Source organism: Brevundimonas sp. CEF1, assembly GCF_051353055.1.
GTDB lineage: Bacteria > Pseudomonadota > Alphaproteobacteria > Caulobacterales > Caulobacteraceae > Brevundimonas.
The window spans coordinates 2,241,191-2,263,969 of record NZ_CP195593.1; the positions used below are offsets into that span (position 1 = coordinate 2,241,191).

Genomic DNA, 22,779 nt, shown 5'->3' on the forward strand with positions numbered 1-22,779 from the left:
CCATGAGCAGCAAGCATTGCCACGGCCCTGTGAAGATGGCGTCCGAGGGCGCCCTCGGCGAGGACGACATAGACTATATCCTTGCCGGGGTTCAGCGCCGAGCGGCCAGGAAGGGTAAGCCTTTCCGAAAAGAGGCCATCGCCGAGGCGGCGGCCGAGATGACGCGGGAAGAGGTGATCGGTCGGGCGCTGGAGCGACGCATGCGGGTGCACCAGGCCAAGGCCTCGGCCCTGTTTGACAGCCAGATCGACGGCATGGCGGGGATCGGCGACCTGGGCGACCGGTTCCGCGCCTACTGGGTCGGATCGGAACGGCAGGGGCTGGGCGGCAGCTTCTCGGTCGAGGCCGAGGCGCGCGGACTGCAGTCTGCCCTGCTAACGCAGGTCCAGCGCGATTTGCGCGAGGCGGGCCTGAGCGGCCGGGTCACGGCCTTCCGCCCCGACAAGGACCTGGAGCTGGACGTGGCGCGCGAGATGGCGCGGATGAACGGCGGCAAGGATGCGCCGACCGGCAACGCCGAGGCCCTGAAGATCGCCGAGATCTTCAACGCCGCCAATGAGCGGGCGCGCCTTCTGCAGAACGATCAGGGCGCCTGGATTGGAAAACTCGAGGGCTGGATCGTCCGCCAGGCGCACGATCCCGCGAAGGTGGCCGGCGGCTTCTGGCGCGAGGGCGCAGCCCTGCGCAGCGGGGCGACGCCCGGCCAGGCCAACCTGACCGCCAGCCGGCGCGCCTTCAGAGCGTGGCGGGATCAAATTCGGCCACTGCTGGACGAACGCACGTTCGAGGGGCTGGACGCGCGGGCGGTCGACGACCTGACGCCGGAAGCCCGGGCCGATTTCAACGGCGCCGTGGACGACGTCAACGATCCGCGCGAGGCCTTCCTCTTCGATATCTGGTGGTCAATCGTGCACGGCAAGCTGGACCAGCTGGGCGGGGCGGACGACCTGGCGGATTATCGCCCGCCGGCGTCGCTGGCGCGCAGCGTGTCCAAGAGCCGGACCCTGCACTTCCAGAACGCCGACGCCTGGATGGCCTATAACGACGCCTTCGGCGGCGGCAGTCTGTTCGACATGCAGATGAACGGCCTGAGCCGGGCAGCCATGAATTCCGCCATGATGCGCCGCGCCGGCCCCTCGCCTGAAGCCATGTTCCAGACCAAGCGCGCCCAGCTTCTCGCCCAGGCCCGGGCGGCTGGCGACACCAAGGCGGCTGAAAAGCTGAACGCCGCCGTGCGCGAGCGCGAGTTCGCCGAGCTGACCGGCGGCAACTCGCGACCAGAGCATCTGCGGCTGGCCCAGGTGGGCCGTGCGGTGCGCGCCTGGCAGGTGCTGACCAAGCTGGGGGGGGTGGCCCTGTCGTCCATGTCGGACACCGCCCTGACCTCGCAGACGATGAAGCGCGCCGGGGGTTCCTTCCTGGAAGGCTATGGCGCGGCCTTCGGCGGGATCGCCCGCATGGGCGACGCCGAGGCCAAGCAGGCGGCGGACCTCTTGGACGTATCGGGGCGGGCTATGGCTTCGGCCATCGCGGGCCGGTTCGTGGACACCGACGGCGTAGGCGGGCTGGCGGGGGCGATGACGCGCCTGCTCTACAAGGTGCAGGGCTTCACCTTCCTGCAGGACGGCATCCGCGAGGGCTTCGCCCAGGCGGCCAGCCGCTTGATCGGCCAGCAGGTCGATCGCGCCTGGGATGCGCTGGAGATCGGCACCCGCGAGACGATGGAACGCTACGGCATCTCCGCCAAGGAATGGGATCTAGCGCGCCGGGGGATGACCCATCCGCACAAGGACGGGGTGCGCAGCCTGCGCGCCGTGGTTGAGGACATTCCCGGCGACGAACCCGGACGGCGCTACTGGACGTTCGAGGCGCTGGACGGGATCGGCGACAAGGACCTGCTGCGCTGGAAGGGGTTGACCGGCAAGGACGCGACGGCGGACGCCGCCCGCCGCGCCCGTCATGATCTCCGGGTCAAGTTCCAGGCCATGGTCAACGGCATGCTTGACGACGCCCTGACCGAACCGCGCGCCCGCGAGCGCGTGCAGCTGACGGGGCTGGCGGGCCAGCCCGGCACCGTATGGGGCGAGTTCGCGCGCACGGCCACCCAGTTCCTCAGCTTCAGCCAGGCGATCGTCGGCCGTCACGTCGTTCCCGCCCTGAGAGGCTACGCCGGGCAGCACCCGGCCAGCCTGATGGCGCACCTGATCCTGTCCACGACCCTGCTGGGCTATATGCAGATGCAGGCCAAGATGATCGTGGCGGGCAAGGAGCCGCGGAGCTTCACCAACGAGAAGGGCGAGTTCCAGGGCGGCGAGATCTTCATCGCCTCCATGCTCGCCGGGGGGGGCTTGGGCATCTACGGCGACCTCATGTTCGGGGAGAGCAACCGCAACGGCATGGGCTTCACCATCGGCTCGATGATGGGGCCGGCCGTCAGCGAAGTGGAGCGCGCCATGACGATCACCCGCAAGGTGACATCGGGCGATCCCGACCAGTTGGACGATCTGCCCGGCGACCTGACGCGTGCGGCGAAGGCCAATACGCCGTTCGCCAACCTGTGGCTGACGCGGTCGGCCCTCGATTATCTACTTTGGCTAAATCTCCAGGAGGCGATAAAGCCCGGCTCCGTCGAGAAATACGAGCGCAACGTTGAGCGCGAGCAGAACACCAGCTTCCTGATCAGCCCGTCCGAATGGGTTGATCGCTAAGTCCTCCCCCCTGCGGGGCGCCGCGAATGTGGTCTCATGACCACGACCCCGTCGCCCAGCATCAATGTGATCGTGCCGACCGGCATGTCGACCGGTCCGTGGACCACGGGCTGGACCTATGCCTCGTCGGACGACGTGTGGATCTACATCGAGACGGACGGCGTCGCGGGGCCGGATCTGGTCCTGGACGCGGACTTCACCTTGACGGCGGCCAATCCCCAGGAGAACGGCGGCGCGGTCACGCTGATGCCCGGCGCCCTGCCGGCAGGAGGCTGGGTCGCGGGCAAGCACCGCCTGATCCTGCGCCGCTGGACCGGGCGTCGGCAGTCGGTGGCCCTGCCCGACGCCGAAGGCCACAAGCCGCGCGCCACCGAACTGGCGCTGGACCGGCAGATGCGCATCGCCGAGGAGCTGTCGGACGAACTGGATCTGGCGGTCGTCGTGCCGCCGGGCGCCACGCCGCCCTCGCCTGCCGACCTGGCGGCGGCCGCCGAAGCTGGCGCTAATGCGCAGGCGGCGCTGGTGGCTGCTGAGGCGGCGGCGGGACAGGTGTTCGGCAAGGCGGATGCGGATGGTTCCAACGTGGGGCCGAGCTTTGCTGAAGGCGCGCAGATCAAGCTGGCGGTGGCCGGGGCCAGTGAGCGGTCGCTGGCGGACAAGCTGTCAGAGCAACTGTCGCTGGATGATTTCGGCGGCACGGGCGTGGCCCAGCTGAACGCGGCCCTGGCCGCAGCCGGCGACCGAGGCCGGCCAGTCATTCTGAAGTCAGGCGCGGAGCTGGCGCTGGATGAGGCCCCGCTCGGCGGGGTATTCACCGTCTGGGCCGAGGGGGACTTCACCCGGACGGGCGCCTATACCGGCCCAATCGGCGGCAAGCTGATCCAGCCCACCGGCACCAAGCTTTTGTACGATCCCTTCTACGGCGGACAATGGCCCAATGCGGATGGGACCTTCCCATTCGAGGAGGCGTTCCGGGCGCTGCAGCCGGATCACCCCACGGGTCTTCGCACCCTTTCGGTTGCGACCCTCGCCTTCGCCAGCCCCAACGGATCCACGGCCGGGGTCTTCACCTCGCGCTCAAGCGACGGGGGCTCGATCGGATCCGGCTTCGCCCTGGCGTCCTACGTCATCAACGACCGCACGATCGCCGAACATGGCGGCGTGCATGGCATGTGGCTGTTCCAGGGAATGGCGGTCCGCAAGGCGGACGCCGGAACGACGTTCGGCATGGAGCCGGGCGTGGTCAACCTGGGCGATATTCAGGTTCGCCACCCCTATTACGCCTACGCCGACAAGCTGACCTGCGCGATGTGGATGGCGTCGGGCGGGGAGATCGCCGGCGCGAACCCGATCTCGGCCTATGCCGCCATGGTCTATAACGGCCAGAGCGCCATGACCGGGCTGCTGGTCACGGTCGGCGCCCTGGAGGATCGTGGGGGCGGCTACGGCGAGCTGATGGCCCTGCCGCAGAAGACCTACATCGGCCAGTATCTGGACAATGGAGGCGGCGCGCTGGGGCAGTTGGGCTTCCAGTTCGCCATGGGCGTGAGCTCCTATCTGAAGGGCTCGCGGATCACGGCCGACGACAACGGCATCCAGCTGTCGAGCTTCCACGACAACCGCAACTGGATGTTCCTGAACCGCGACGGGGTCACATTCGGACCGGACGGCTCGCCGTGGTTCACGGCGGACAACAGCGGCCTGACCGTCAAGGGCAGACCTACCTCGGCGAACTGGGTCCGCTTCTATGGCGAGGGCGCGGGAACCGGCGAGGCCGTCGTGCTGGCCGAAGGCGCTGACGCCAACGTCTGGCTGCTGCTGACCGGCAAGGGGAACGGCCGGATCAAGCTCCCCAACACGGCGGATTACGCCAACGACGCCGCAGCGGCCACCGGCGGCGTCCCGCTGGGCGGCGTCTATCGCACCGGAAACGCCCTGCGCGTCCGCATCGCCTGACCTGAGACCGGAGACAAGATCATGATCGAAAAGACCAGCTATGAAATCCGGCCAGAAGGCCAGGCCCTGTTGCGCGGGGTGTTCAGCGACCCGCAGAAAGCGGCGGACGCCGCTCAGGCCCAGGCCAACGAGGCGGGCGTCGCCTATGTCATCACTGAAGTCGTTGTGGCCAAGACCACGCGCGAGTTCGGTCGCTTTGAACCGGCGAGCGTCTAAGCATGGCCGGCATCCCTCAGCACATCCTCGCCGCGCCCGTCTCGCTGACCGTCGCCGAGTGGAACCATGTGGTCCAGGCCCTGGGCTACCTGCCCGCCGTGGTGGGCGGCCCGATCGTCGGAGCCATCCAGGCCCAGACCCAAAAGGCGCCGCCCGCGCCGCAAACCGACGTGAAAGCGGAGCCGTGATGGCAGGCTGGAAACTCCCTCTGGCCCAGGCGCTGCACGCGGCCTGGGACTGGCTGCAGCCGCTGATCCCCGGCGCGCTGGGCGCGGCCGTGGGCCAGGCCTGGGAACGCGGGCTGGGCCTGCGCGACCGGGTGATCCAGTGGGTCGTGGGCCTGCTGTTCGCCGCCTATGTCGTGCCGGCCCTGGGCCATCTGCTGCACTGGGGCCAGCCGGTCACCAGCGCTGTAGGCTTCGTCGTCGGCACCATCGCCTTCAAGGCGGTGGGCAAGTGGCGCGAGGCCGCCATCGAGGGCGGCGCGGGCGCCTTCCGCTCCCTGCCCGAGATCGTGCGCAGCTGGCTGCGTCGCCCGGGTGTCACCCCTGAAACTCCGAAGGAAGGCTGACATGCGTCTGTCCGATCACTTCTCGCTCGCTGAGCTGACCCATTCGGCCACCGCCACGCGCAAGGGCATCCAGAACGTCGCGCCACCGGCCATCATCGACACACTGATCCTGACGGCGGACCGGATGGAAAAGGTGAGGTCCCTGCTGGGCGACAAGCCCATCGTGGTGCTGTCCGGCTATCGCAGCCCGGCGGTCAATGCGGCGGTCGGCGGATCGAAAACCTCGGCCCACATGACCGGCCACGCCGTCGACTTCCTCTGCCCGCAGTTCGGCACGCCCGCCCAGGTCGCCGCGCACCTGGCCAAGCACCTGACGGGGTTCGATCAGATTATCGAAGAGTTCGGCGACTGGGTGCACGTGGGCTTCGGCCCCGGCAAGCGCGGTCAGACGCTGACGGCCCGCAAGGTCGGCGGCAAGACCGTTTACACGCCGGGGATCAAGGCGTGACCCCCGCCGCCGCGATCGAGGCGCTGAAGGCGGGACGCAAGATGCTGACCCTGCTGGTCGTCGCGAGCGCGGCGGCGGGCCTCTACGTCTGGGGCGAGACGGCGCGGCGCGATCGCGATGCGCTTATCGTCTGGAGCGACCTGACCTGCACAGCCGCCGGATCCGAGTTCCGCCCGGCCGAGACCAAGAAACGCCAGTGGGGCGTCGCCTGTCTGGCCGAGGTCAAGCGCCTGGCCGCCGTCGAAGAGGCGGTGAAGACCCAGAACCTTGAAGCCCTGCTCGCCGACCTGGAGCGGCGCGAGGGCAAGGAAGCCGCGGACGCCGCCCTGGCGGCCGTGATGTCGCAACGGGCGGCCGACGCCGTCGTACGAATGGAGGCGGCCGATGCGGCTGTTGAAGGGGACCGCGTGGGCTCTGACTGGGCTGCTGCTGTCAACGAGCTTGGCGGCCTGCGGAACAACCGGCGCTGAGACGGCCGCGCCTGAGCCGGTCGTGGTGGTGCGCGAGGTGAAGGACACGCCTCCGGCCGAGTTGCTGCGCTGTCCCACCGCCCCGGCGGGTCTGCCGACGTCTGGCGAAGCGGTGATCCCGCCCGCCTGGCGCATGGGCATCATCGGGCTGGCGCGCGGCTACGCCGCCGTGTCGGACCAGCTGAGCCGACTGATCCAGTTCCACACGGGAGCAAGCTGTGGCTAACGCAAGGCGTAGAATCAGTGCTCATCTACTTGGATGCGGAAGTGGCTCCTCAGTCTCTTGCCTCCAGCGTTCGCTCTCATTCTCGGCTGGATATTGCCGATGACGGTGCCAACGCTGACGCAAGAACAGCTAGTGCTCGCGTGGATAGTCCTCGCGGTGCTGGCAGCTGTGATCATTTTTCTGATCTGGAAGGGCCACTTCGAAAAAGTCTCAGAGGGGACCGTGGCGATGGGCGACAACTACAACAACAGTGGATACATCGGCGGCAATATGGGGCCGACCACAAACCTCTACGGAGCTCAGTACTTCCGCGGCGATGAGGCCGCGGAGATGGTAGTGGGCAACCTCCCCGCAGGGCAGGACATTGAGGTGATGTCACTGATCCAAGACGGCCCAACGCTTCAGTTCTGTGAGGAACTGCGATCTGCACTGAGAGCCAAGGGCTTTACAGTCAAGAACGCGGTAGCCGAGATGATCGGCGGCATCCCAATGTTTAAGGGTGTCCAGCAGATGGGCGTGGGAAGTCCTCGGCTCCTCGTCGGGGACGTCCGGAAATTTTAGGCGGTCCTGCTATTCCCGGGGCAGCTGCCGGGTTCGGCTAAGGGCGGCCGCCTGATCTGCCTGATGCCCCTCATCCCAGCAGGCGGGTCTCAGCGTGACGTCAAGCAAATGCACCCCCTGGGTGCTAGTGCGACGTCCAATCCTCAGAGCGGCGGCATAGACGCCTCACCGCCGGCAGCGAAACCTGAGCCGCTGCAAAGGCGTGTCCGCCAAGCGCATGCCGATCTTCCAGACATTGACTTCGGTGTCGAGACGGCAGCCCTCGCAGTTGATCGAAAGCACCACGTCGCGGTGCGCCACGACGTCGCGAGCGGTAACAGTTTCAGCCTTCCAGTCTTCCGGCGCCATGGCCGCGCGATACGCCTGGGTCGATAAGAACGCAAGGGGAACATCTGGAGACAAGTCACACGTGTGACTTCTGCAAAGTCACAAACACCCCCTGTTCGTTCTCAGGGGCGCAGCGCGTAAATCCAGCAATGTAGGGGAATAAAGATGGTACGCCCCCTCGGGCTCGAACCGAGGACCCTCTGATTAAAAGTCAGATGCTCTAACCAACTGAGCTAGGGGCGCACACTCTTTGAAATCAACCACTTGGGCTGTTTCCCGCCAACAAGCGCAGCGCCTGTTTGCGGAGGCGGTTTCTGGTTCATTCGCGACGACAGGTCAAGGGCCGCAACGCCCGAAGACGCGTATTTTGTGAGGAAAACCTCCGCCGAGGTCCCGCGAGCTCAGACGCCGAAGTTATCCGTATTCGGCGCGGAACTGTCGCCCCCTCTGCCCCATCACGTTCCAGCCCGCATTGGTGGGACGCAGCCGCCCGGCCTTGCCGAAGCGTTCCGCCAAGCCAAGCACCACAAGCTGGGCGCTGTTCTGCACATCCTGGGTTCGGTTACCGTCGACAAGGTCGAGCAGGGCGTTGATGCGTTCCGCTTCAGTCACGATGGGTCCGTCGTCCGTTGAGCCAGGGGGCCGGCGCTGATCCGCCCGCACTCGACGAAAGTCCCCGCCGGCGTCTCCGTTCCTCACGACTGAAAATCTCGTGTCGCCTTCTGCCGGTTCCGGTCTAGCCTTGCCTCATGGGACCTCTCTCCGGACTACGCATCATCGAGATCGACGGCCTGGGGCCGGTCACCTTCGCGGGCATGGTCCTGGCCGACATGGGGGCCGAGGTCCTGCGGCTGACGCGCGGCGGCGGCGCGCCCGCCGCCGTGTTCGACGAGGTCGGCGGCGAGGTCCTGCATCGCGGCCGAACGGCCGTGCCGGTCGATCTGAAATCGCCCGAGGATCGTGACCGGGTCCTGCGCCTGATCGAAAGCGCCGACGCCCTGATCGAGGGCTTCCGTCCTGGCGTCATGGAGCGGTTGGGCCTCGGTCCCGAGACCTGCGCCGCGCGCAACCCGCGCCTGGTCTATGGCCGCGTCACCGGCTGGGGCCAGAGCGGGCCGATGGCGGACCAGGTCGGCCACGACATCAACTATATCGCCCTGTCCGGCGCGCTTCATCCGATGGGCGCGGGCGACCGGCCCCCTTCCCCGCCGCTGAACCTGATCGGCGACTACGGCGGCGGGGCCATGATGCTGGTCAGCGGCGTCCTGGCGGCGATGCTGGAGGCGAAGACCACCGGCCGCGGGCGTGTCGTGGACGCCGCCATGACCGACGGGTCGGCCCTGCTGACCAGCCTGTTCCACGCCCTGCACGCGCGCGGCCTGTGGAGCGACCAGCGCGAGGCCAATCTGCTGGACGGCGGCACGCCCTTCTACCGCTGCTACGCCTGCAAGGACGGCGAGTTCGTCGCCGTGGGGGCGCTGGAGCCGCGCTTCTACGCCGCCCTGATCACCGGCCTGGGCCTGACGCCCGATGAGGCTCCGCAGTTCGATCGCGAGAACTGGCCGGCCCTGCAAGCTCGCTTCGCCGCCCTGTTCGCCGCCCGCGATCGCGACGACTGGGCCGCCCATTTCGCCGGGACCGAGGCCTGCGTCACCCCGGTCCTGACCCTGACCGAGGCGGCGGACCATCCGCACAATCGGGCGCGCGGGACCTTTGTCGAGGCCGGAATCACCCAACCCGCCCCGGCCCCCCGCTTTGGCGCTTCAGCCGCTTCGGTTAGGGCCGAACGCCCCATTCGCCCCCTGGATGAGGCCCTGGCCGACTGGAAGGGCCGCACATCGCTGCGCGCGTGACGTAAAAGGTTCAGTTGCGGTTCATTCTCCTTCGGTCAACAAGGGGGCAGGAACCCAGCGCCTCAGACGGCGTTTGCCACCCCAACAGGGGGAAGAAACTCAGATGAACCAGTTGATTGTAAAACGTTTGCTGCTGGCGGCCAGCCTCGGCGCCGCCGCCCTCCTCGCCTCCTGCGACGAACCGCGTCAGGACCAGGACTACGAGGCCGTCGAAATCCAGACCGAGGAACCGACCGCTCCGGCCGCCGAAGAATCGGCCGCCCCCGCCGTGGCCGAAGCCCCGATCCCGACCGACGCCCCGCCGCCGGTTGATCGACTGCCCCCCGAACAGCGCACCTCGGAACAGACGGTGCAGCCGGAAAGCGATACGCTGTTCTACTGATTCCGCTCGGCGAGCCTTTGCTCTCCGCCGTCGTGCTCTGAACCAAGGCTCCAGTTTGACGTCGCGGCCCTATCTTCTTCTCGCCAGCGTGGCGCTCTCGGTCATGTGCGGCCACGCCGCCTTGGCGGCCGAGCCGAAAGCCCAGATTCGCGGCGAGGTCGACGGCGAACTGCGTCGTCAACTGGAACAGGCCGTCGGCGTCGTCGATGCGGCGCCGGCCAACCGATTCGAGGCGCGTCGCCGCGCCCGCAGCGCCATGGAGGCCGCCGAGGCCCTGCTGCGCTCCGAGGGCTATTATCAGCCGACGCTGCAGGACGACGTGGAGGGCGAGGACAAGCCGGTCGCGGTCGTCACCGTCACGCCGGGCCGGCGCTTTGTCCTGGACCAAGCCAAGGTCAACTGGGTCGCCCCCGTTCCTGACGCCGTGACCGCAGAGGTCGTGACCAAGGACATGGGCCTGACCTCGGGCGATCCTGGCCGCGCCGCCGACGTCCTGGCCGCCGAGGGCCGCATCGTGGCCGGTCTGACGCGCGAAGGCTACGCCGACGCCAAGGCCGAACCGCGCCGCGTCGTGGTCGATCACGCAACCTTCACCGTCCAGCCCAATTTCAACATCGCCTCGGGCGCCCTGGTGCGCCTGGACGGGCTTCAGGTCCGCACGCGCGGCTCGACCAATCCCGACTGGGTCGCCGGCCTGGCCCCCTGGAAGGCGGGCGACCGCTATGATCCCGAGGACGTGGCCGAACTGGAACGCCGCCTGCTGGACACCGGCGTCTATGACGGCGTCAACGTCTCGCTGGCCGGGCCGGATCAGGTGACGCCCGAGGGCCTGCGCCCCGTGGTCGTGGGCCTGTCCGATCGCGCGCGCAGCCTGCTGGAGGCCGGCGCCACCTATTCGACCGCCGAGGGCGTCGGCGTGGACGTCTTCCAGACCCGGTTCAACCGGTTCGGCCGCGCCGCCACAGTGAAATACGGCGGCCGCTACGCCAGCATCGACAGCCGCCTAGGCGGCGAGATCAGCCTGCCCCACTGGCGCAAGCCGGGACGGACGCTGCGCCTGTCGTCCTACCTCGTCAACGAACAGACCGACGCCTATGACCGCAGCGCCGTCAGCCTGAACGCCGACCTGTCGCAGCGTATCGGCAAGACCTCCTTCTTCACCTACGGCCTGGGGATTGACGCGGGCCAGTATACGGAAAACCGCTTCGACCCGGTCACTGAAGCGCCCATCACCTTCGACCGCGACCTGGCCATCTTCACCGGCCGCGCGGCCGCCTTCATGGACCGGTCGAACGATCCGCTGGACCCGACGCGGGGCTTCCGCCTCTACGTCTCGGCCCAGCCGACCGCCGTGGCCGGCGAGGACACGGTCCTGTTCCTGAAGACCGAGGGCCAGGCCACGGCCTACCTGCCCCTGCAGGACGGCGCCAAGACCGTGCTGGCCGGACGGGCGCGCATCGGTTCGATCATCGGCGGTCAGGAGCTGACGGTGCCGTCGGATCGCCTCTTCTATTCCGGCGGCGGCGGCTCCGTGCGCGGCTATTCCTATCAGAGCATCAACCCGCGACTGCCCGACAACACCCCGCGCGGCGGCCTGTCCCTGTTCGAGACCTCGCTTGAGGTCCGCCACGACATCGGCGCCAAGTTCCAGGCCGTGGGCTTCCTCGATGCGGGGGCCATCGGCTTCCAGGAAACGCCCAACCTGACCAATATGCGCTACGGCGCGGGCGTCGGCGTGCGCTACAAGCTGCCGTTCGGCCCGGTCCGCGCCGACATCGCCGTCCCCTTGAACAAGCGCGAGGGCGACTCGAACTTCCAGCTCTACATCAGCATCGGCCAGGCGTTTTGACCGACACTCCTCCGCCTCACGAACCCGAAGCGGACGTCGCCGCCGACACGCCCGCCAAGGCGGAAAAGCGCAAGCGCACGCGCCTGCAACTGATCGCCTTCGTCTCAGGCATCGTGGTCGCGGCCCTGCTGGCCCTGGCCATTGTGCTGGCCGTAGGCGGGCGGATGTATCTGGTCTCGGATTCCGGCCGCGAGCTGATCACCAGCTTCGTCGCGGGCAAGAAGATCAGCCGCTACGGCCGCATCAACGTCGAGGGGCTCAAAGGCGATCTGTTCGACGACTTCACCCTGGGCCGCGTCACGGTGACGGACGAAAAGGGCGTCTGGCTGGAGGCGACCAACGTCCGCGTGGACTGGTCCTACTGGCCCCTGGTGATGCGCCGTTTCCACGCCAGCGAGATCAGCGCCGACCAGATCCGCGTCATCCGCCGCCCCCTGCTGGAACCCCGCACCGAGCCCGGCGGCCCCCAGGCCATCACGGTCGACATCGACAAGTTCCGCGCCAACGTCGAGCTGATGGAGGACTTCTCCAAGGAATATGGTCGCTGGACCCTGAGCGGCGACGCCGAAATCCCCCGCAAGGGCGACAAGGTGGTCAACGTCAACGCCTTCAGCCTGAACCGCAAGGGCGACCACCTGCTGCTGAAGGCCGTCATCGGCCAGAAGCCCGAGGACCTGCGCGTCAACCTGCGCGCCGGCGAAGCCCAGGGCGGGCCTATCGCCGGGGCGCTCGGCTATTCGCCGGACAAACCCTTCTCGGCCATCGCCGTGGTCAACGGCGAGATCGTCGACGTCGAGGTCAAGACGGGCGACTTCACCCCCCTGTCGGTCAAGGGCCGCTACGGCAAGGACGGCGCCCGCATCGGCGGCAACGCCGACTTCTCGGGTTCGGACCTGCTGGCGCCCTTCGTCGAGCGCATCGGCCGCACCGCCCGCTTCGGCTTCGCCGCCGTGCCCGACAAGACCCGCGAAGGCTACCAGGGCGTGGCCTGGACCCTGAACGCCGAAAACATCCAGTCCAACGCCCGCGGCCTGCTCCAGCTCAAGGACCGCAACGCGCCCGACGGGATCAACCTGACGATCACCACCCCGTCGCTGACGCGGTTGGCCGGTTTCCCCCTGGCCGAAGCCACCACCTACACCGGCGTCTTCAAGGGCGACGCCAAGGCCTGGACTCTGCAGGGTTCAGCCAGTCTTCAGAACGCCGACCTGGCCAGCTACCGCGCCGCTCGCATCTCCGGGCCGCTCGACATCGCCGTGAGCAAGGGGCAGTTCGACATCACCACTGACGCCCGCGCGGTCGGCGGCTCGACCGCCGGCATCATCGGCGCCCTGCTCGGGGCGACGCCGCGCGTTCAGTTGCAGGGCTCGCGCACGGCTGACGGCGCCTATGTGCTGAAGAAGATCGACGGTCGCGGTCAGGCCCTGACCCTGACCGGATCGGGCGGCCGCAGCATCACCGGCGGCCTCAGCTTCCGGGGCGACGCCGCCATCACCGACATCTCCCGTATCCGCCCCGGCGCCAAGGGCGCCTTCAGGGGGCCGATCCAGGCCGGCAAGGCGCGCGGCGACTCCCCCTGGACCCTAAGCTTCGACGGGCGCGGTTCCGGCATGACCATCGGCATGGACGAACTGGACCGCCTGCTGGGCCAGACCCCGCGCCTCAAGGCCGCCGGTTCATGGAACCGCGGCGTTCTGTCCATCAACAGCAGCGAGCTGACCGGCGCCGCCGGACGCATGGGCGCCAAGGGCCTGATCGAAGGCGGCAAGCTGCGCCTGGCGCTCGACTGGGACGCGCGCGGTCCGTTCGGCGTCGGTCCCGTGGCCATCGACGGCGCCATGAGCGGAAACGGCGCCCTGACCGGCACCCTGGCCCAGCCCCGCGCCGACCTGCGCGCCGCCTTCGACAAGGTGTCGGCGGGCGGCCTGATCCTGACCAACGCCGACCTGATCCTCAGCTTCCGCAAGGGGACGGACGCCTCGGACGGCCGCATCGTCCTCAACGCCGGCTCCAACTACGGCCCGGCGCGGGCCTCGGGGAACTTCTTCCTCGGCGGCAAGCAGATCCGCCTGACCGAGGTGGACGTCAACGCCGGCGGCGTCACGGCCCAGGGCGCGGTGGCCCTGTCCAACAACTACCCTTCCAGCGCCGACCTGACCTTCACCGCGCGGCAGGGCGCCTTCCTGGCCTCGGGCGAGGCCAATGGCCGGGTGCGCCTGACCGACGGCGGCGGCGATCAGAGCGCCGTCCTCGACGTCACCGGCCGCAACGTCCGCCTGGCCGGTTCGACCTGGGTCGTGCGCAACCTGTCGCTGAAAGGCCAGGGCACGCTGGATCGTCTGCCCTTCACCCTGTCAGCCGACGTGGGCGGCGCTACCCCGGTTCAGTTCAACGGCTCGGGCGAATATTCCCGACAGGGCTCGGCCCAGTCCGTCACCCTGCGCGGCGGCGGCCGTGTGCGCGAGGTCGCCTTCACCACCCGCAGCCCCGCCATCGTCGCCCTGAACGGCGACGGCCGCGTGGTCCGTGTCGATCTTGGCGTCGGCGGCGGCGTCCTGACCGGCGAACTGCGTCAGGACAAGGCTGGCAGCGCCATCCAGGCCGACATGACCAATGTCGAAATGGGCTCCCTGGCCCCCGATCTGCGCGGTCAGATCACCGGACGCGTCTCATTGCAGGGCTCGGGCGACACCCTGAACGGCTCCGCCAACGTCGACCTGAAACAGCTGCGCAGCATCGACGCCCCGCGCGGCCTGGCCGTGGACGGCACGCTGAACGCCGATCTGAGCGACAACGTCCTGCGCATCCGGGCCCAGGCCAACGACGGCACGGCGGTTCAGGCCTCCGCCGACGTCAGCCTCCCGGTCGAGGCCTCGGCCGCGCCGCTGCGCCTGGCCATCGCCCGCACCCGCGACATGTCGGGTCAGATCGCCATCAACGGTCAGATCCAGCCTATCTGGGACCTCTTCCTCGGCGGGGCGCAGTCCCTGTCGGGTCAGGTCGCGGCGCGCGCCACCCTGGCCGGCACGCTGAACGAACCGCGGCTGAACGGCCGAATGGACCTGACGCAGGGCGCCTTCCGCGACAGCGCCACGGGCCTGCGCCTCGAAAACGTGACCCTGGCCAGCCGCTTCGACGACAGCCAGGCTGTGATCGAGCGCTTCGAGGCCGCCGATGGGGTCAAGGGCACGGTCACCGGCAACGGCAACCTGGGCCTGCGCCAGGGCTCGGGTTCGACCCTGCGGCTGGAGCTCACCCGCTTCCGCGTCATCGACAACGACATCGCCGAGGCCCGCGCCAACGGGGTGCTGACCGCCGTGCGGGGCGCCGATGGCAATATCCAACTGAGCGGCGACCTGAACATCGACAACGCCGAAATCTCGCCCAACCTGCCCGGTTCGAACGGGGTGGTGAAGATGGACGTGGTCGAGATCAACCGTCCCGGCGGCGATCCGGTCGAGGTCGAGGCCAAGGCCCGTGGTCCTCAGATCGGTCTGAACCTGAACCTGACCGGGCGCGACATCCATGTGCGCGGACGCGGTCTGAACGTCGAACTGACCGCCGACGCCCGCGTGCGCGGCACCATCGCGCAGCCGCAGCTGACCGGCACGGCCAATGTCGTGCGCGGCGACTATGAGTTCGCGGGCAAGCGCTTCGTCTTCGACGACAGCGGCTCGGTCAGCCTGTCCACAGACCCCGCTCGCATTCGCCTGAACCTGGCGGCGGTGCGCGAGGACCCGACCCTGACGGCGACCATCAAGGTCACCGGCACGGCGGCCCAGCCCAAAATCGAGCTGACCTCGACCCCCTCCCTGCCCCAGGACGAGATCCTGTCGCAGGTCCTGTTCGGCCGCTCGGCCTCGCAACTGTCCGGCTTCGAGGCGGCCCAACTGGCCTCGGCCGTGGCCTCCCTGGCCGGCGGCGGCGGCTTCGACGTGATCGGCAACCTGCGCGAACTGGCCGGTCTGGACCGCCTGTCCTTCGGCGGCGAGGCCTCCAGCCTGACCGTGGCCGGCGGCCGCTACATCACCGACGACGTCTATCTGGAGGTCATCGGCGGCGGCGAAGGCGGGGCGGCGGTCAATGTCGAATGGCAGGTGCGCCGCAACCTGGCCGTCAGCTCCAAGTTCGGCGGCGAAGGCGACGCCAGCCTGTCGATCCGCTGGCGCCGCGAAAGCGACCGCCCCGGCGGCGACCGCACCGACCGACGACGGAATCGCAGCCGCTAACCGCTCGACGTCATCCCGGAAGCGGCGCAGCCGCTATCCGGGACCGCCAGGGATGCGACGCCCGGTGTTTTGGGCGATCCCGGCTCTCCGCCTCTCTGCGAGAGGCTGCGGCCGGGATGGCGGAGCAGACTCCTACAGAATATGCAGGATGTTCTCGACCGGACGCCCGATCCGGGCGCCTTTCGTCGACTGGACGATCGGCCGCTCGACCAGCACCGGGTCGGCGAGCATGGCGGCGCGGATCACGTCCTCGGACGCGCCGCTTTCCAGCAGCTCAGCCGTCCGGGGCTCGCGCTTGCGCAGCAGGCCCGCCAGGCCGCCGCCCGTCTGCTCGGCCAGGCGGTCCAGGGTCGCCGCGTCCCAGCCGGTCTTCAGATACTCGACCACCGTCGGCTGAACGCCCTTTTCCTGCAGCAGCTCCAGCGCCTTGCGCGAGGTCGAGCATTTCGGATTGTGGAAGATGGTGACGGTCATGGCGCACTCCTATCTGAAGCCCTCACCTAGAGCGAAATCGGGTCGGATGCGATCCATCGGAACCCAGATCTTCGCACCGGCATCAAGCCTTGAGACCCTCACGCGCCAGCGCCGCGGAACCGCGAAGGCCGCCGACATGCAGGACGGCGCAAACCAGCATGGCCGCCGCCGCCACTGCGCCGCCCCAGATGGGAACGCCCGCCACGCCCAGCGGCGCCCCGACCAGCAGGCTGACGCCCGTGGAGCTCAGTTCGTATAGCGCCCATGCCAGGCCGAAGACCGGCAGGATGCGGTTAGGTCGCCGCCACTGTATCCAACCCAGAATCCCGGCGATCAGGGCGAAGAAGACCGCGAACCCCGTCGTCGCGCCGCGAAACTCGGCGTAGCTGGCGTCCGAGGCGTACCAGACCAACCCCGCCTGCAGCAGCCCGACCGCGCCCCACAGCCAGAACCCCCACGCGCTCAGGCGTGCCATCGCCGCCGCCGTCGAACCCGAATCGACGGGACCGAACGGATTGGGAAGGGCAAAACGACGGTTCATGCGCGACTCCTAGAATGCGGCGGCAAACCTATCCCGCGCGCCCCCGTTTTCCCAAGTCCGTGAGCGAGAAACCGCCCCGTCTTCACCTTTGCCTCGCCCCCGTCTAGGGTCGCCGCCATGCGGATTGAACCCCAAGACCAGGCCGTGCTCGACCACGTCGCGGCCCAGGGCGACGCCATCGTCGCGCGGACCATCGCCTGGGCCAATATCAACTCCGGCAGTCGCCACGCCGCCGGTCTGGCGCGCATGCTGGACGTACTGGAGGCCGAGGCGCGCCGCCTGCCCGCCGCCGTCGTGCGCGTGCCGACGCAGGCCTCGACCACCGTGGCCGACAGCGGCGCGGTGATCCCCGAAAGCTACGCCGACTGCCTGACCATCACCGCCCGGCCCGAGGCCCCGATCCAGGTCGTCCTGACCGGCCACTACGACACCGTCTTTGCCGCCGACAGCGCCTTCCAGACCGTCGTCACCCGCGCCGACGGCGCCCTGAACGGTCCCGGCGTGGCCGACATGAAGGGTGGCATCAGCGTCATGCTGGCCGCTCTGGAAGCTTTCGAGACCCACCCGGACAAGGCCCGCGTCGGCTGGACCGTGCTGCTCAGCCCCGACGAAGAGATCGGCTCGCCCGCCTCGGCCCCGCTTCTGGCGGAACTGGGCGCGCGCGGTCATGTCGGCCTGACCTATGAACCCGCCCTTTCGGACGGCACCCTGGCGGGCGAACGCAAGGGCAGCGGCAACTTCCACCTGATCGTCACCGGCAAGGCCGCCCACGCGGGCCGCGCCTTCCATGAGGGCGCCAATGCGGTGGCCGGCGCGGCCATGATCGCCGCCCGCCTGCATGGTCTGAACGGCCAGCGCGAGGGCGTCACCGTCAACGTGGCCAAGATCGCTGGCGGCGGTCCCCTGAACGTCGTGGCCGACAACGCCGTGGTCCGCTTCAACGTCCGCGTGCCGGACAAGGAGGCCGCCGCCTGGATCGACGCCACGGTGCGCGCCATCGCCGCCGAACCGCCCTTCCCCGGCCTGAGCCTGGACCTGCACGGCGGCATGACCCGCGCGCCCAAGCCGATGGACGCCAGCCAGACCGCCCTCTTCCACGCCGTCCGCGACGCGGGCGAACTGCTGGGCCAGACCATCGCCTGGAAGCCCTCCGGCGGCGTCTGCGAGGGCAACAACCTGCACGCCGCGGGCCTGCCCAATGTCGACACCCTGGGCGTCGTCGGCGGCGAGATCCATTCGGATCAGGAGTTCGCCTGGCCCGCCAGCTTCGTCGAACGCGCCCAACTGTCTGCCCTGATCCTGTGCAAGATCGCCTCGGGCGAGATTGACGCGTTGAAACTGAAACAGCTCCGACTGGAGACCATGTAACCGCATGCTCGTTGTTCGCCCCGCCGGCCCGGCCGACCTTCACCACCTGCTTGAACTGGCCATCCTGTCCGGCCCCGGCTTCACCAGCCTGCCCGAGGACGCCGATGTCCTGAGCGAGCGTCTGGAACTCAGCCAGGCCAGCTTCGAGGGTCGCGTCCCGCCTCAGGAAGCCTGGTACACCCTGATGCTGGAAGACGGCGACACGGGCGATATCGACGGCATCGGCTCAGTCAAGGCGACGGTGGGGCTGAAGCGGCCCTTCTTCAGCTTCCGCGTGGTCAACAACACGGTCCAGTCGCCCTCTCTGGGCATGAAGCTGAACCATCAGACCCTGGTGCTGGTCAACGAATGCACCGGCTGGACCGAGGTCGGCTCCCTCTTCCTCAAGGCCGACCGTCGCAAGGGCGGCGCCGGGCGTCTGCTCAGCCAATCGCGCTACATGCTGATCGGGGCCCAGCCGGACCTGTTCGCCGACAATGTCCTGGCCGAGCTGCGCGGCGTCTTCACCCCCGACGGCTACTGCCCCTTCTGGGACCATGTGGCGCACAAGTTCTTCCCGATGGACTTCGACGACGCCGACCGCATGAGCGGCTCGACCGACAAGCAGTTCATCCTCGACCTGGCCCCGCGCCATCCCATCTACATCGACCTGCTGCCCGAACCGGCCCGCGCCGTGATCGGCAAGGTTCACCCCCAGGGCGTGCCCGCCATGGCCCTGCTGGAATCCGAGGGCTTCCGCCCCAACGGTCTGGTCGACATCTTCGACGCCGGGCCGACCGTGGCCTGCGGTCGCGACAACATCCGCACTGTCCGCGACGCCCGCGTCCTGAGCGCCCGCATCGAGAAGGAGGTCGAGGTCGAACTGCCCTCCCTCGTCTCGACCGACAGCGTCTCGGCCTTCCGCGCCGTCCGCGCCCGTGTCCTGATCGACGGCGATACGGTCCGCATGACCCCCGATGTCGCCGCCGCCCTCAAGATCAAGGACGGCGCCACGGTGCGGGTGAAGTCCTAGTGATCCCTGCGCTCAAGCAGCCGCAGGCGATAGCGCACAAAAACGCCCTTCTCCCCCTGTGGGAGAAGGTGGCCTGCGAAGCAGGTCGGATGAGGGGTGTCGCCGCGACGTCCGCCCTTATATCCTGGCGACAGCGCCGCCCTGTCAGACGTCGCCGCAACCCCTCATCCGGTCGCTGACGCGACCACCTTCTCCCGCAAGGGGAGAAGGGGAGAAAACGCATGACCCACTTTGTCTCCACCAACCCCGCCACCGGCGAAACCGTCTGGGAAGGCGAAGCCGCCTCCGTCGAACAGGTCGGCGCCGCCGTCGAGGCCGCCCGCACCGCCTTCCCCGACTGGGCCGACCGCCCGCGTCAGGACCGCATCGACGCGGTGAAACGCTATCAGGCCGTGCTCAAGGACCGCGCGCCCGAAATGGCAGAGGCCATCAGCCGCGAGACCGGCAAGGCCCTGTGGGAGACGAAAACCGAACTGGCCTCGATGGCGGGCAAGGTCGACATCTCGATCCGCGCCTATGACGAGCGCACCGGCGAGCGCACCACCGAAACCGCCTTCGGCCACGCCACCCTGCGCCACCGCCCGCACGGCGTCTCGGCGGTGCTCGGCCCGTTCAACTTCCCCGGCCACCTGCCCAACGGCCACATCGTCCCGGCCCTGCTGGCGGGCGACACCGTCGTGTTCAAGCCGTCCGAGGAAACGCCCCTGACCGGCCAGCTGATGGCCGAATGCCTGGACGCCGCCGACCTGCCCAAGGGCGTGTTCAACATGGTGCAGGGCGGACGCGACACCGGCGCGGCCCTGCTGGACCAGCCCATCGACGCCCTGATGTTCACCGGATCGGGCGCGGCGGGCGCGCATTTCCGTCGCAAGTTCGCCGACGATCCCCACGTCATCCTGGCGCTGGAACTGGGCGGCAATAACCCCCTGGTCGTCTGGGACGCCGCCGACGCCGAAGCCGTCGCCGGCATCGTGGTCCAGTCCGCCTTCGTCACCACCGGCCAGCGCTGCTCCTGCGCGCGCCGCCTGATCCTGCCGGAAGGCGCGCAGGGCGACGCTGTCGTCGAAGCCGTGGCGGCCATGTCCGACCGCCTGAACTTCGCCCCCTGGGACAGTGATCCCGAGCCCTACGCAGGCCCCCTGATCTCGGAAAAGGCCGCGCAGGCCGCCCTGCAGGCCCTGCAGCAGCGCATCGACCTGGGCGCCAAGGTCATCCGCGCCTCGGGTCCCGTCGACAACCTGCCCGGCGCCTTCGTCCGCCCCGCCATCATCGACGTGACCGGCCTGAACGTCCTGGACGAAGAGATGTTCGCCCCCTTCCTCCAGGTCATCCGCGTCCCGACCTTCGACGCCGCCATCGCCGCCGCCAACGCCACCAAGTACGGCCTGTCCGCCGGCCTGGTCAGCGATGACGCGAAGAACTGGGACCGCTTCATCAACCGCATCCGCGCGGGCGTGGTGAACTTCAACCGCCCGACCACGGGCGCGGCCGGCGACATGCCCTTCGGCGGCCTCGGCGCCTCCGGCAACCATCGCCCCAGCGCCTACTACGCCGCCGACTACTGCGCCTACCCCGTCGCCAGCTTCGAAGCCGGATCGGTCAAGAATATCGAAAGCGAGATCAAGGGGTTGAGGGGATGATTTCGACTGGTCCGTTCGACAAACATGAACGGATCAAGCCGGGCGCCCGCGTGCGCGCCCGGCGCCTTCGCACCGCCCCGACCTGGACCAAGGCCAAGCTGTGGGACCGCTTGCGCAAGCTGGACATCCGCATCCGGCGGCAAGCCCCGATCGGTCCCTATGTCGCCGACTTCGCTTGCCTGCGTGCCCGCCTGGTGATCGAAGTCGACGGCGGCGTTCACAATCGCACGGACGTCGCCCTACGGGATCTGAGGCGTGACGTGTGGCTGGCTGGCGAAGGCTACCGCGTCCTGCGCATCGATAGCCGCCGCATCCCCCACGACCTCGACGCCGTCGTCGCGGAAATCACCCAGGCCATCCGCCTCAAAGCCCCCCTTCCCCTCGAGGGGGAAGGGGTCGGGGGATGGGGTGAAGCCGCAACGCATCTGGAAATGACGCAAGAGGCGCCGCCCCTCCCGCGCCCCACAAATACCCGTCCTGCCAACACCCCCACCCAACCCTCCCCCCTTGAGGGGGAGGGCTCATGAGCGTGAATATGAAGGCCATCGAATCCAACGCCGACGGTCTGATCGGGCCGACCCACTCCTATGCGGGCCTGTCGCCGGGCAATCTCGCCTCCAGCCTGAACAAGGGCGAGGCGTCGAACCCGCGCGCGGCGGTCTTGCAGGGTCTCGACAAGATGAAGCGGCTGGCCGATTTGGGCCTGCCCCAGTTCGTCCTGCCCCCGCACGAGCGGCCCAACATCCCCTTCCTCCGTTCGCTCGGCTTCTCGGGCAATGACAAGACGGTGCTGGCCAAGGCCTGGCGCGACGCGCCTGCGTTTGCCGCCGCCGCCTGTTCGGCCTCGCCCATGTGGGCCGCCAACGCCGCGACAGTGACGCCCAGCGCCGACGCCGCCGACGGCCGGGTCCACTTCACCCCGGCCAACCTGCACACCAACCTGCACCGCTCGCTGGAGCACGCCCAGACGAAGCGGGCGCTGGACGCCCTCTTCCCTGACGCCAGCAAGTTCGCTGTCCATGACGCCTTGCCCGCTGTGGCCCATCTGGCCGACGAAGGCGCCGCCAACCACGTCCGCCTGTGCGCCACGCACGGCGGTCGCGGGGTCAATCTGCTGGTCTGGGGTCGCGAAGCCTTCGAGCCCTGGGAAGGCCGCTTCCCCGCCCGCCAGACGCGCGAGGCCAGCCAGGCCATCGTTCGCCGCCATGAAGCCGGTCGGCCGGTCCTGGCCCAGCAGTCGCGCGCGGCCATCGACGGCGGCACCTTCCACAACGACGTGGTCTGCGTCGGCGCCCTGGACACCCTCTTCTTCCACGAGCTGGCCTTCGAGGACACGGACGCGACCAAGGCCGCCATCCGCCGCGCCGCCGACGGCCTGTTCGAGCCCCAGTTCGTCGAGGTCTCCGCCGCCGACCTGCCGCTGGCCGACGCCATCAGCAGCTATCTGTTCAACTCCATGCTGATCCAGATTCCGGGCGAGGACCGTCTGACCCTGATCTGCCCGACCGAGACGCGCGACAACGCCCGCAGCCATGCGGTCGCCGAACGCCTCGCCGCCTCCAACGGCCCCATCGGCCGGGTCGAGTATGTCGATGTGCGCCAGTCGATGCGCAACGGCGGCGGCCCCGCCTGTCTGCGTCTGCGCGTCGTCCTGACCGAAGACGAACTGGCCGCGACCAACCCGTCCATGCGCCTGACCGACGAACTGCACGGCGCCCTCAGCGTCTGGGCCCTGCGCTGGTATCGCGACAGCCTGACCGCCCAAGACCTGGCCGACCCCGCCCTGCTGGACGAGACGCGCGGGGCGCTGGATGAACTGACGGGGATTCTGGGGCTAGGCGGCGGCTTCTATCCGTTCCAGCGGGTCTGACAGACCTCTCCTCCCCCGTTCACGGGGGAGGGGGACCGCGTAGCGGTGGTGGGGGCGGATTACAGGCTCACCGTCGAA

The 22,779-nt window shown here is 68.8% G+C and carries 22 protein-coding genes and 1 tRNA gene; 18 read left to right on the plus strand and 5 right to left on the minus strand.

The genetic code is table 11. The features are described from left to right. Positions 1-2: 2 nt before the first annotated feature. The 9 genes from ACR9FL_RS11535 (at position 3) to ACR9FL_RS11575 (ending at position 7,156) form a co-directional block, all read left to right on the plus strand. Entirely contained in the window at positions 3-2,708 is a 2,706-nt protein-coding gene (locus ACR9FL_RS11535; protein ID WP_436355681.1) for a hypothetical protein, read from the plus strand. A gap of 36 nt (positions 2,709-2,744) precedes the next feature. Beyond that, complete coding sequence (locus ACR9FL_RS11540; RefSeq protein WP_436355682.1) at positions 2,745-4,664, plus strand: hypothetical protein; 1,920 nt, start codon at positions 2,745-2,747, stop codon at positions 4,662-4,664. 21 nt (positions 4,665-4,685) lie between these two features. Continuing rightward, positions 4,686-4,880: a hypothetical protein gene (locus ACR9FL_RS11545; protein ID WP_436355683.1), complete on the plus strand. Its 195-nt coding sequence runs from the start codon at positions 4,686-4,688 to the stop codon at positions 4,878-4,880. Between the two features lie 2 nt (positions 4,881-4,882). Next, positions 4,883-5,068 (plus strand): hypothetical protein, encoded by a 186-nt coding sequence (locus ACR9FL_RS11550; RefSeq protein ID WP_436355684.1) that lies wholly within the window; start codon positions 4,883-4,885, stop codon positions 5,066-5,068. Continuing rightward, positions 5,068-5,451, plus strand: a complete 384-nt coding sequence (locus ACR9FL_RS11555) for a hypothetical protein (protein WP_436355685.1) — start codon at positions 5,068-5,070, stop codon at positions 5,449-5,451. The genes ACR9FL_RS11550 and ACR9FL_RS11555 overlap by 1 nt, the downstream gene beginning before the upstream one ends. Position 5,452: 1 nt before the next feature. After that, positions 5,453-5,899: a D-Ala-D-Ala carboxypeptidase family metallohydrolase gene (locus ACR9FL_RS11560; RefSeq protein WP_436355686.1), complete on the plus strand. Its 447-nt coding sequence runs from the start codon at positions 5,453-5,455 to the stop codon at positions 5,897-5,899. Next, positions 5,896-6,369: a hypothetical protein gene (locus ACR9FL_RS11565; protein ID WP_436355687.1), complete on the plus strand. Its 474-nt coding sequence runs from the start codon at positions 5,896-5,898 to the stop codon at positions 6,367-6,369. Before ACR9FL_RS11560 ends, ACR9FL_RS11565 begins: the two co-directional genes overlap by 4 nt. A gap of 22 nt (positions 6,370-6,391) precedes the next feature. Continuing rightward, the gene (locus ACR9FL_RS11570) at positions 6,392-6,595 is read left to right on the plus strand and encodes a hypothetical protein (RefSeq protein ID WP_436355688.1); all 204 of its coding nucleotides are present in this window, start codon (positions 6,392-6,394) and stop codon (positions 6,593-6,595) included. 99 nt (positions 6,596-6,694) lie between these two features. Next, positions 6,695-7,156 (plus strand): hypothetical protein, encoded by a 462-nt coding sequence (locus ACR9FL_RS11575; protein ID WP_436355689.1) that lies wholly within the window; start codon positions 6,695-6,697, stop codon positions 7,154-7,156. A gap of 165 nt (positions 7,157-7,321) precedes the next feature. Here ACR9FL_RS11575 and ACR9FL_RS11580 read toward each other — a convergent pair whose 3' ends face one another. The 3 genes from ACR9FL_RS11580 to ACR9FL_RS11590 form a co-directional block, all read right to left on the minus strand. Continuing rightward, a complete protein-coding gene (locus ACR9FL_RS11580) occupies positions 7,322-7,504 on the minus strand; it encodes a hypothetical protein (RefSeq protein WP_436355690.1) in 183 nt (60 codons plus the stop codon). Between the two features lie 145 nt (positions 7,505-7,649). Continuing rightward, a tRNA-Lys gene (locus ACR9FL_RS11585) sits at positions 7,650-7,726 on the minus strand. A 171-nt stretch (positions 7,727-7,897) separates the two neighbouring features. After that, positions 7,898-8,095 carry a hypothetical protein gene (locus ACR9FL_RS11590; RefSeq protein ID WP_436355691.1) on the minus strand — a complete coding sequence of 66 codons (198 nt, stop codon included), beginning with the start codon at positions 8,093-8,095 and terminating at the stop codon, positions 7,898-7,900. Positions 8,096-8,232: 137 nt separating this feature from the next. On the opposite strand from ACR9FL_RS11590, the gene ACR9FL_RS11595 reads away from it, so the two are divergent. The 4 genes from ACR9FL_RS11595 to ACR9FL_RS11610 all read left to right on the plus strand — a co-directional run bounded on the left by ACR9FL_RS11595 (position 8,233) and on the right by ACR9FL_RS11610 (position 15,796). Beyond that, positions 8,233-9,336 (plus strand): CaiB/BaiF CoA transferase family protein, encoded by a 1,104-nt coding sequence (locus ACR9FL_RS11595; protein WP_436355692.1) that lies wholly within the window; start codon positions 8,233-8,235, stop codon positions 9,334-9,336. Positions 9,337-9,439: 103 nt separating this feature from the next. Continuing rightward, positions 9,440-9,718 carry a hypothetical protein gene (locus ACR9FL_RS11600; RefSeq protein WP_436355693.1) on the plus strand — a complete coding sequence of 93 codons (279 nt, stop codon included), beginning with the start codon at positions 9,440-9,442 and terminating at the stop codon, positions 9,716-9,718. A gap of 55 nt (positions 9,719-9,773) precedes the next feature. After that, complete coding sequence (locus ACR9FL_RS11605; protein ID WP_436355694.1) at positions 9,774-11,567, plus strand: autotransporter assembly complex protein TamA; 1,794 nt, start codon at positions 9,774-9,776, stop codon at positions 11,565-11,567. Then, the gene (locus ACR9FL_RS11610; RefSeq protein WP_436355695.1) at positions 11,564-15,796 is read left to right on the plus strand and encodes a translocation/assembly module TamB domain-containing protein; all 4,233 of its coding nucleotides are present in this window, start codon (positions 11,564-11,566) and stop codon (positions 15,794-15,796) included. The genes ACR9FL_RS11605 and ACR9FL_RS11610 overlap by 4 nt, the downstream gene beginning before the upstream one ends. 132 nt (positions 15,797-15,928) lie before the next feature. Here ACR9FL_RS11610 and ACR9FL_RS11615 read toward each other — a convergent pair whose 3' ends face one another. Together ACR9FL_RS11615 and ACR9FL_RS11620 are read right to left on the minus strand one after the other, a co-directional pair. Next, positions 15,929-16,270 carry an arsenate reductase family protein gene (locus ACR9FL_RS11615; protein WP_436355696.1) on the minus strand — a complete coding sequence of 114 codons (342 nt, stop codon included), beginning with the start codon at positions 16,268-16,270 and terminating at the stop codon, positions 15,929-15,931. A gap of 82 nt (positions 16,271-16,352) precedes the next feature. Next, the gene (locus ACR9FL_RS11620; RefSeq protein ID WP_436355697.1) at positions 16,353-16,811 is read right to left on the minus strand and encodes a hypothetical protein; all 459 of its coding nucleotides are present in this window, start codon (positions 16,809-16,811) and stop codon (positions 16,353-16,355) included. Between the two features lie 117 nt (positions 16,812-16,928). Between ACR9FL_RS11620 and ACR9FL_RS11625 the strand changes: the two genes are divergently transcribed. From ACR9FL_RS11625 to astB, 5 genes are all read left to right on the plus strand, one after another. Further along, positions 16,929-18,179: a hydrolase gene (locus tag ACR9FL_RS11625; RefSeq protein WP_436355698.1), complete on the plus strand. Its 1,251-nt coding sequence runs from the start codon at positions 16,929-16,931 to the stop codon at positions 18,177-18,179. 4 nt (positions 18,180-18,183) lie between these two features. Beyond that, positions 18,184-19,191, plus strand: coding sequence for an arginine N-succinyltransferase (locus ACR9FL_RS11630; protein WP_436355699.1), 1,008 nt, complete (start codon positions 18,184-18,186; stop codon positions 19,189-19,191). Between the two features lie 221 nt (positions 19,192-19,412). Next, on the plus strand, positions 19,413-20,831 hold the full coding sequence (gene astD, locus ACR9FL_RS11635) for a succinylglutamate-semialdehyde dehydrogenase (RefSeq protein ID WP_436355700.1): 1,419 nt from the start codon (positions 19,413-19,415) through the stop codon (positions 20,829-20,831). After that, complete coding sequence (locus tag ACR9FL_RS11640) at positions 20,828-21,358, plus strand: endonuclease domain-containing protein (protein ID WP_436355701.1); 531 nt, start codon at positions 20,828-20,830, stop codon at positions 21,356-21,358. The genes astD and ACR9FL_RS11640 overlap by 4 nt, the downstream gene beginning before the upstream one ends. An 8-nt stretch (positions 21,359-21,366) precedes the next feature. Continuing rightward, entirely contained in the window at positions 21,367-22,701 is a 1,335-nt protein-coding gene (gene astB, locus ACR9FL_RS11645; protein WP_436358151.1) for an N-succinylarginine dihydrolase, read from the plus strand. The last annotated feature ends 78 nt before the right edge of the window (positions 22,702-22,779 follow it).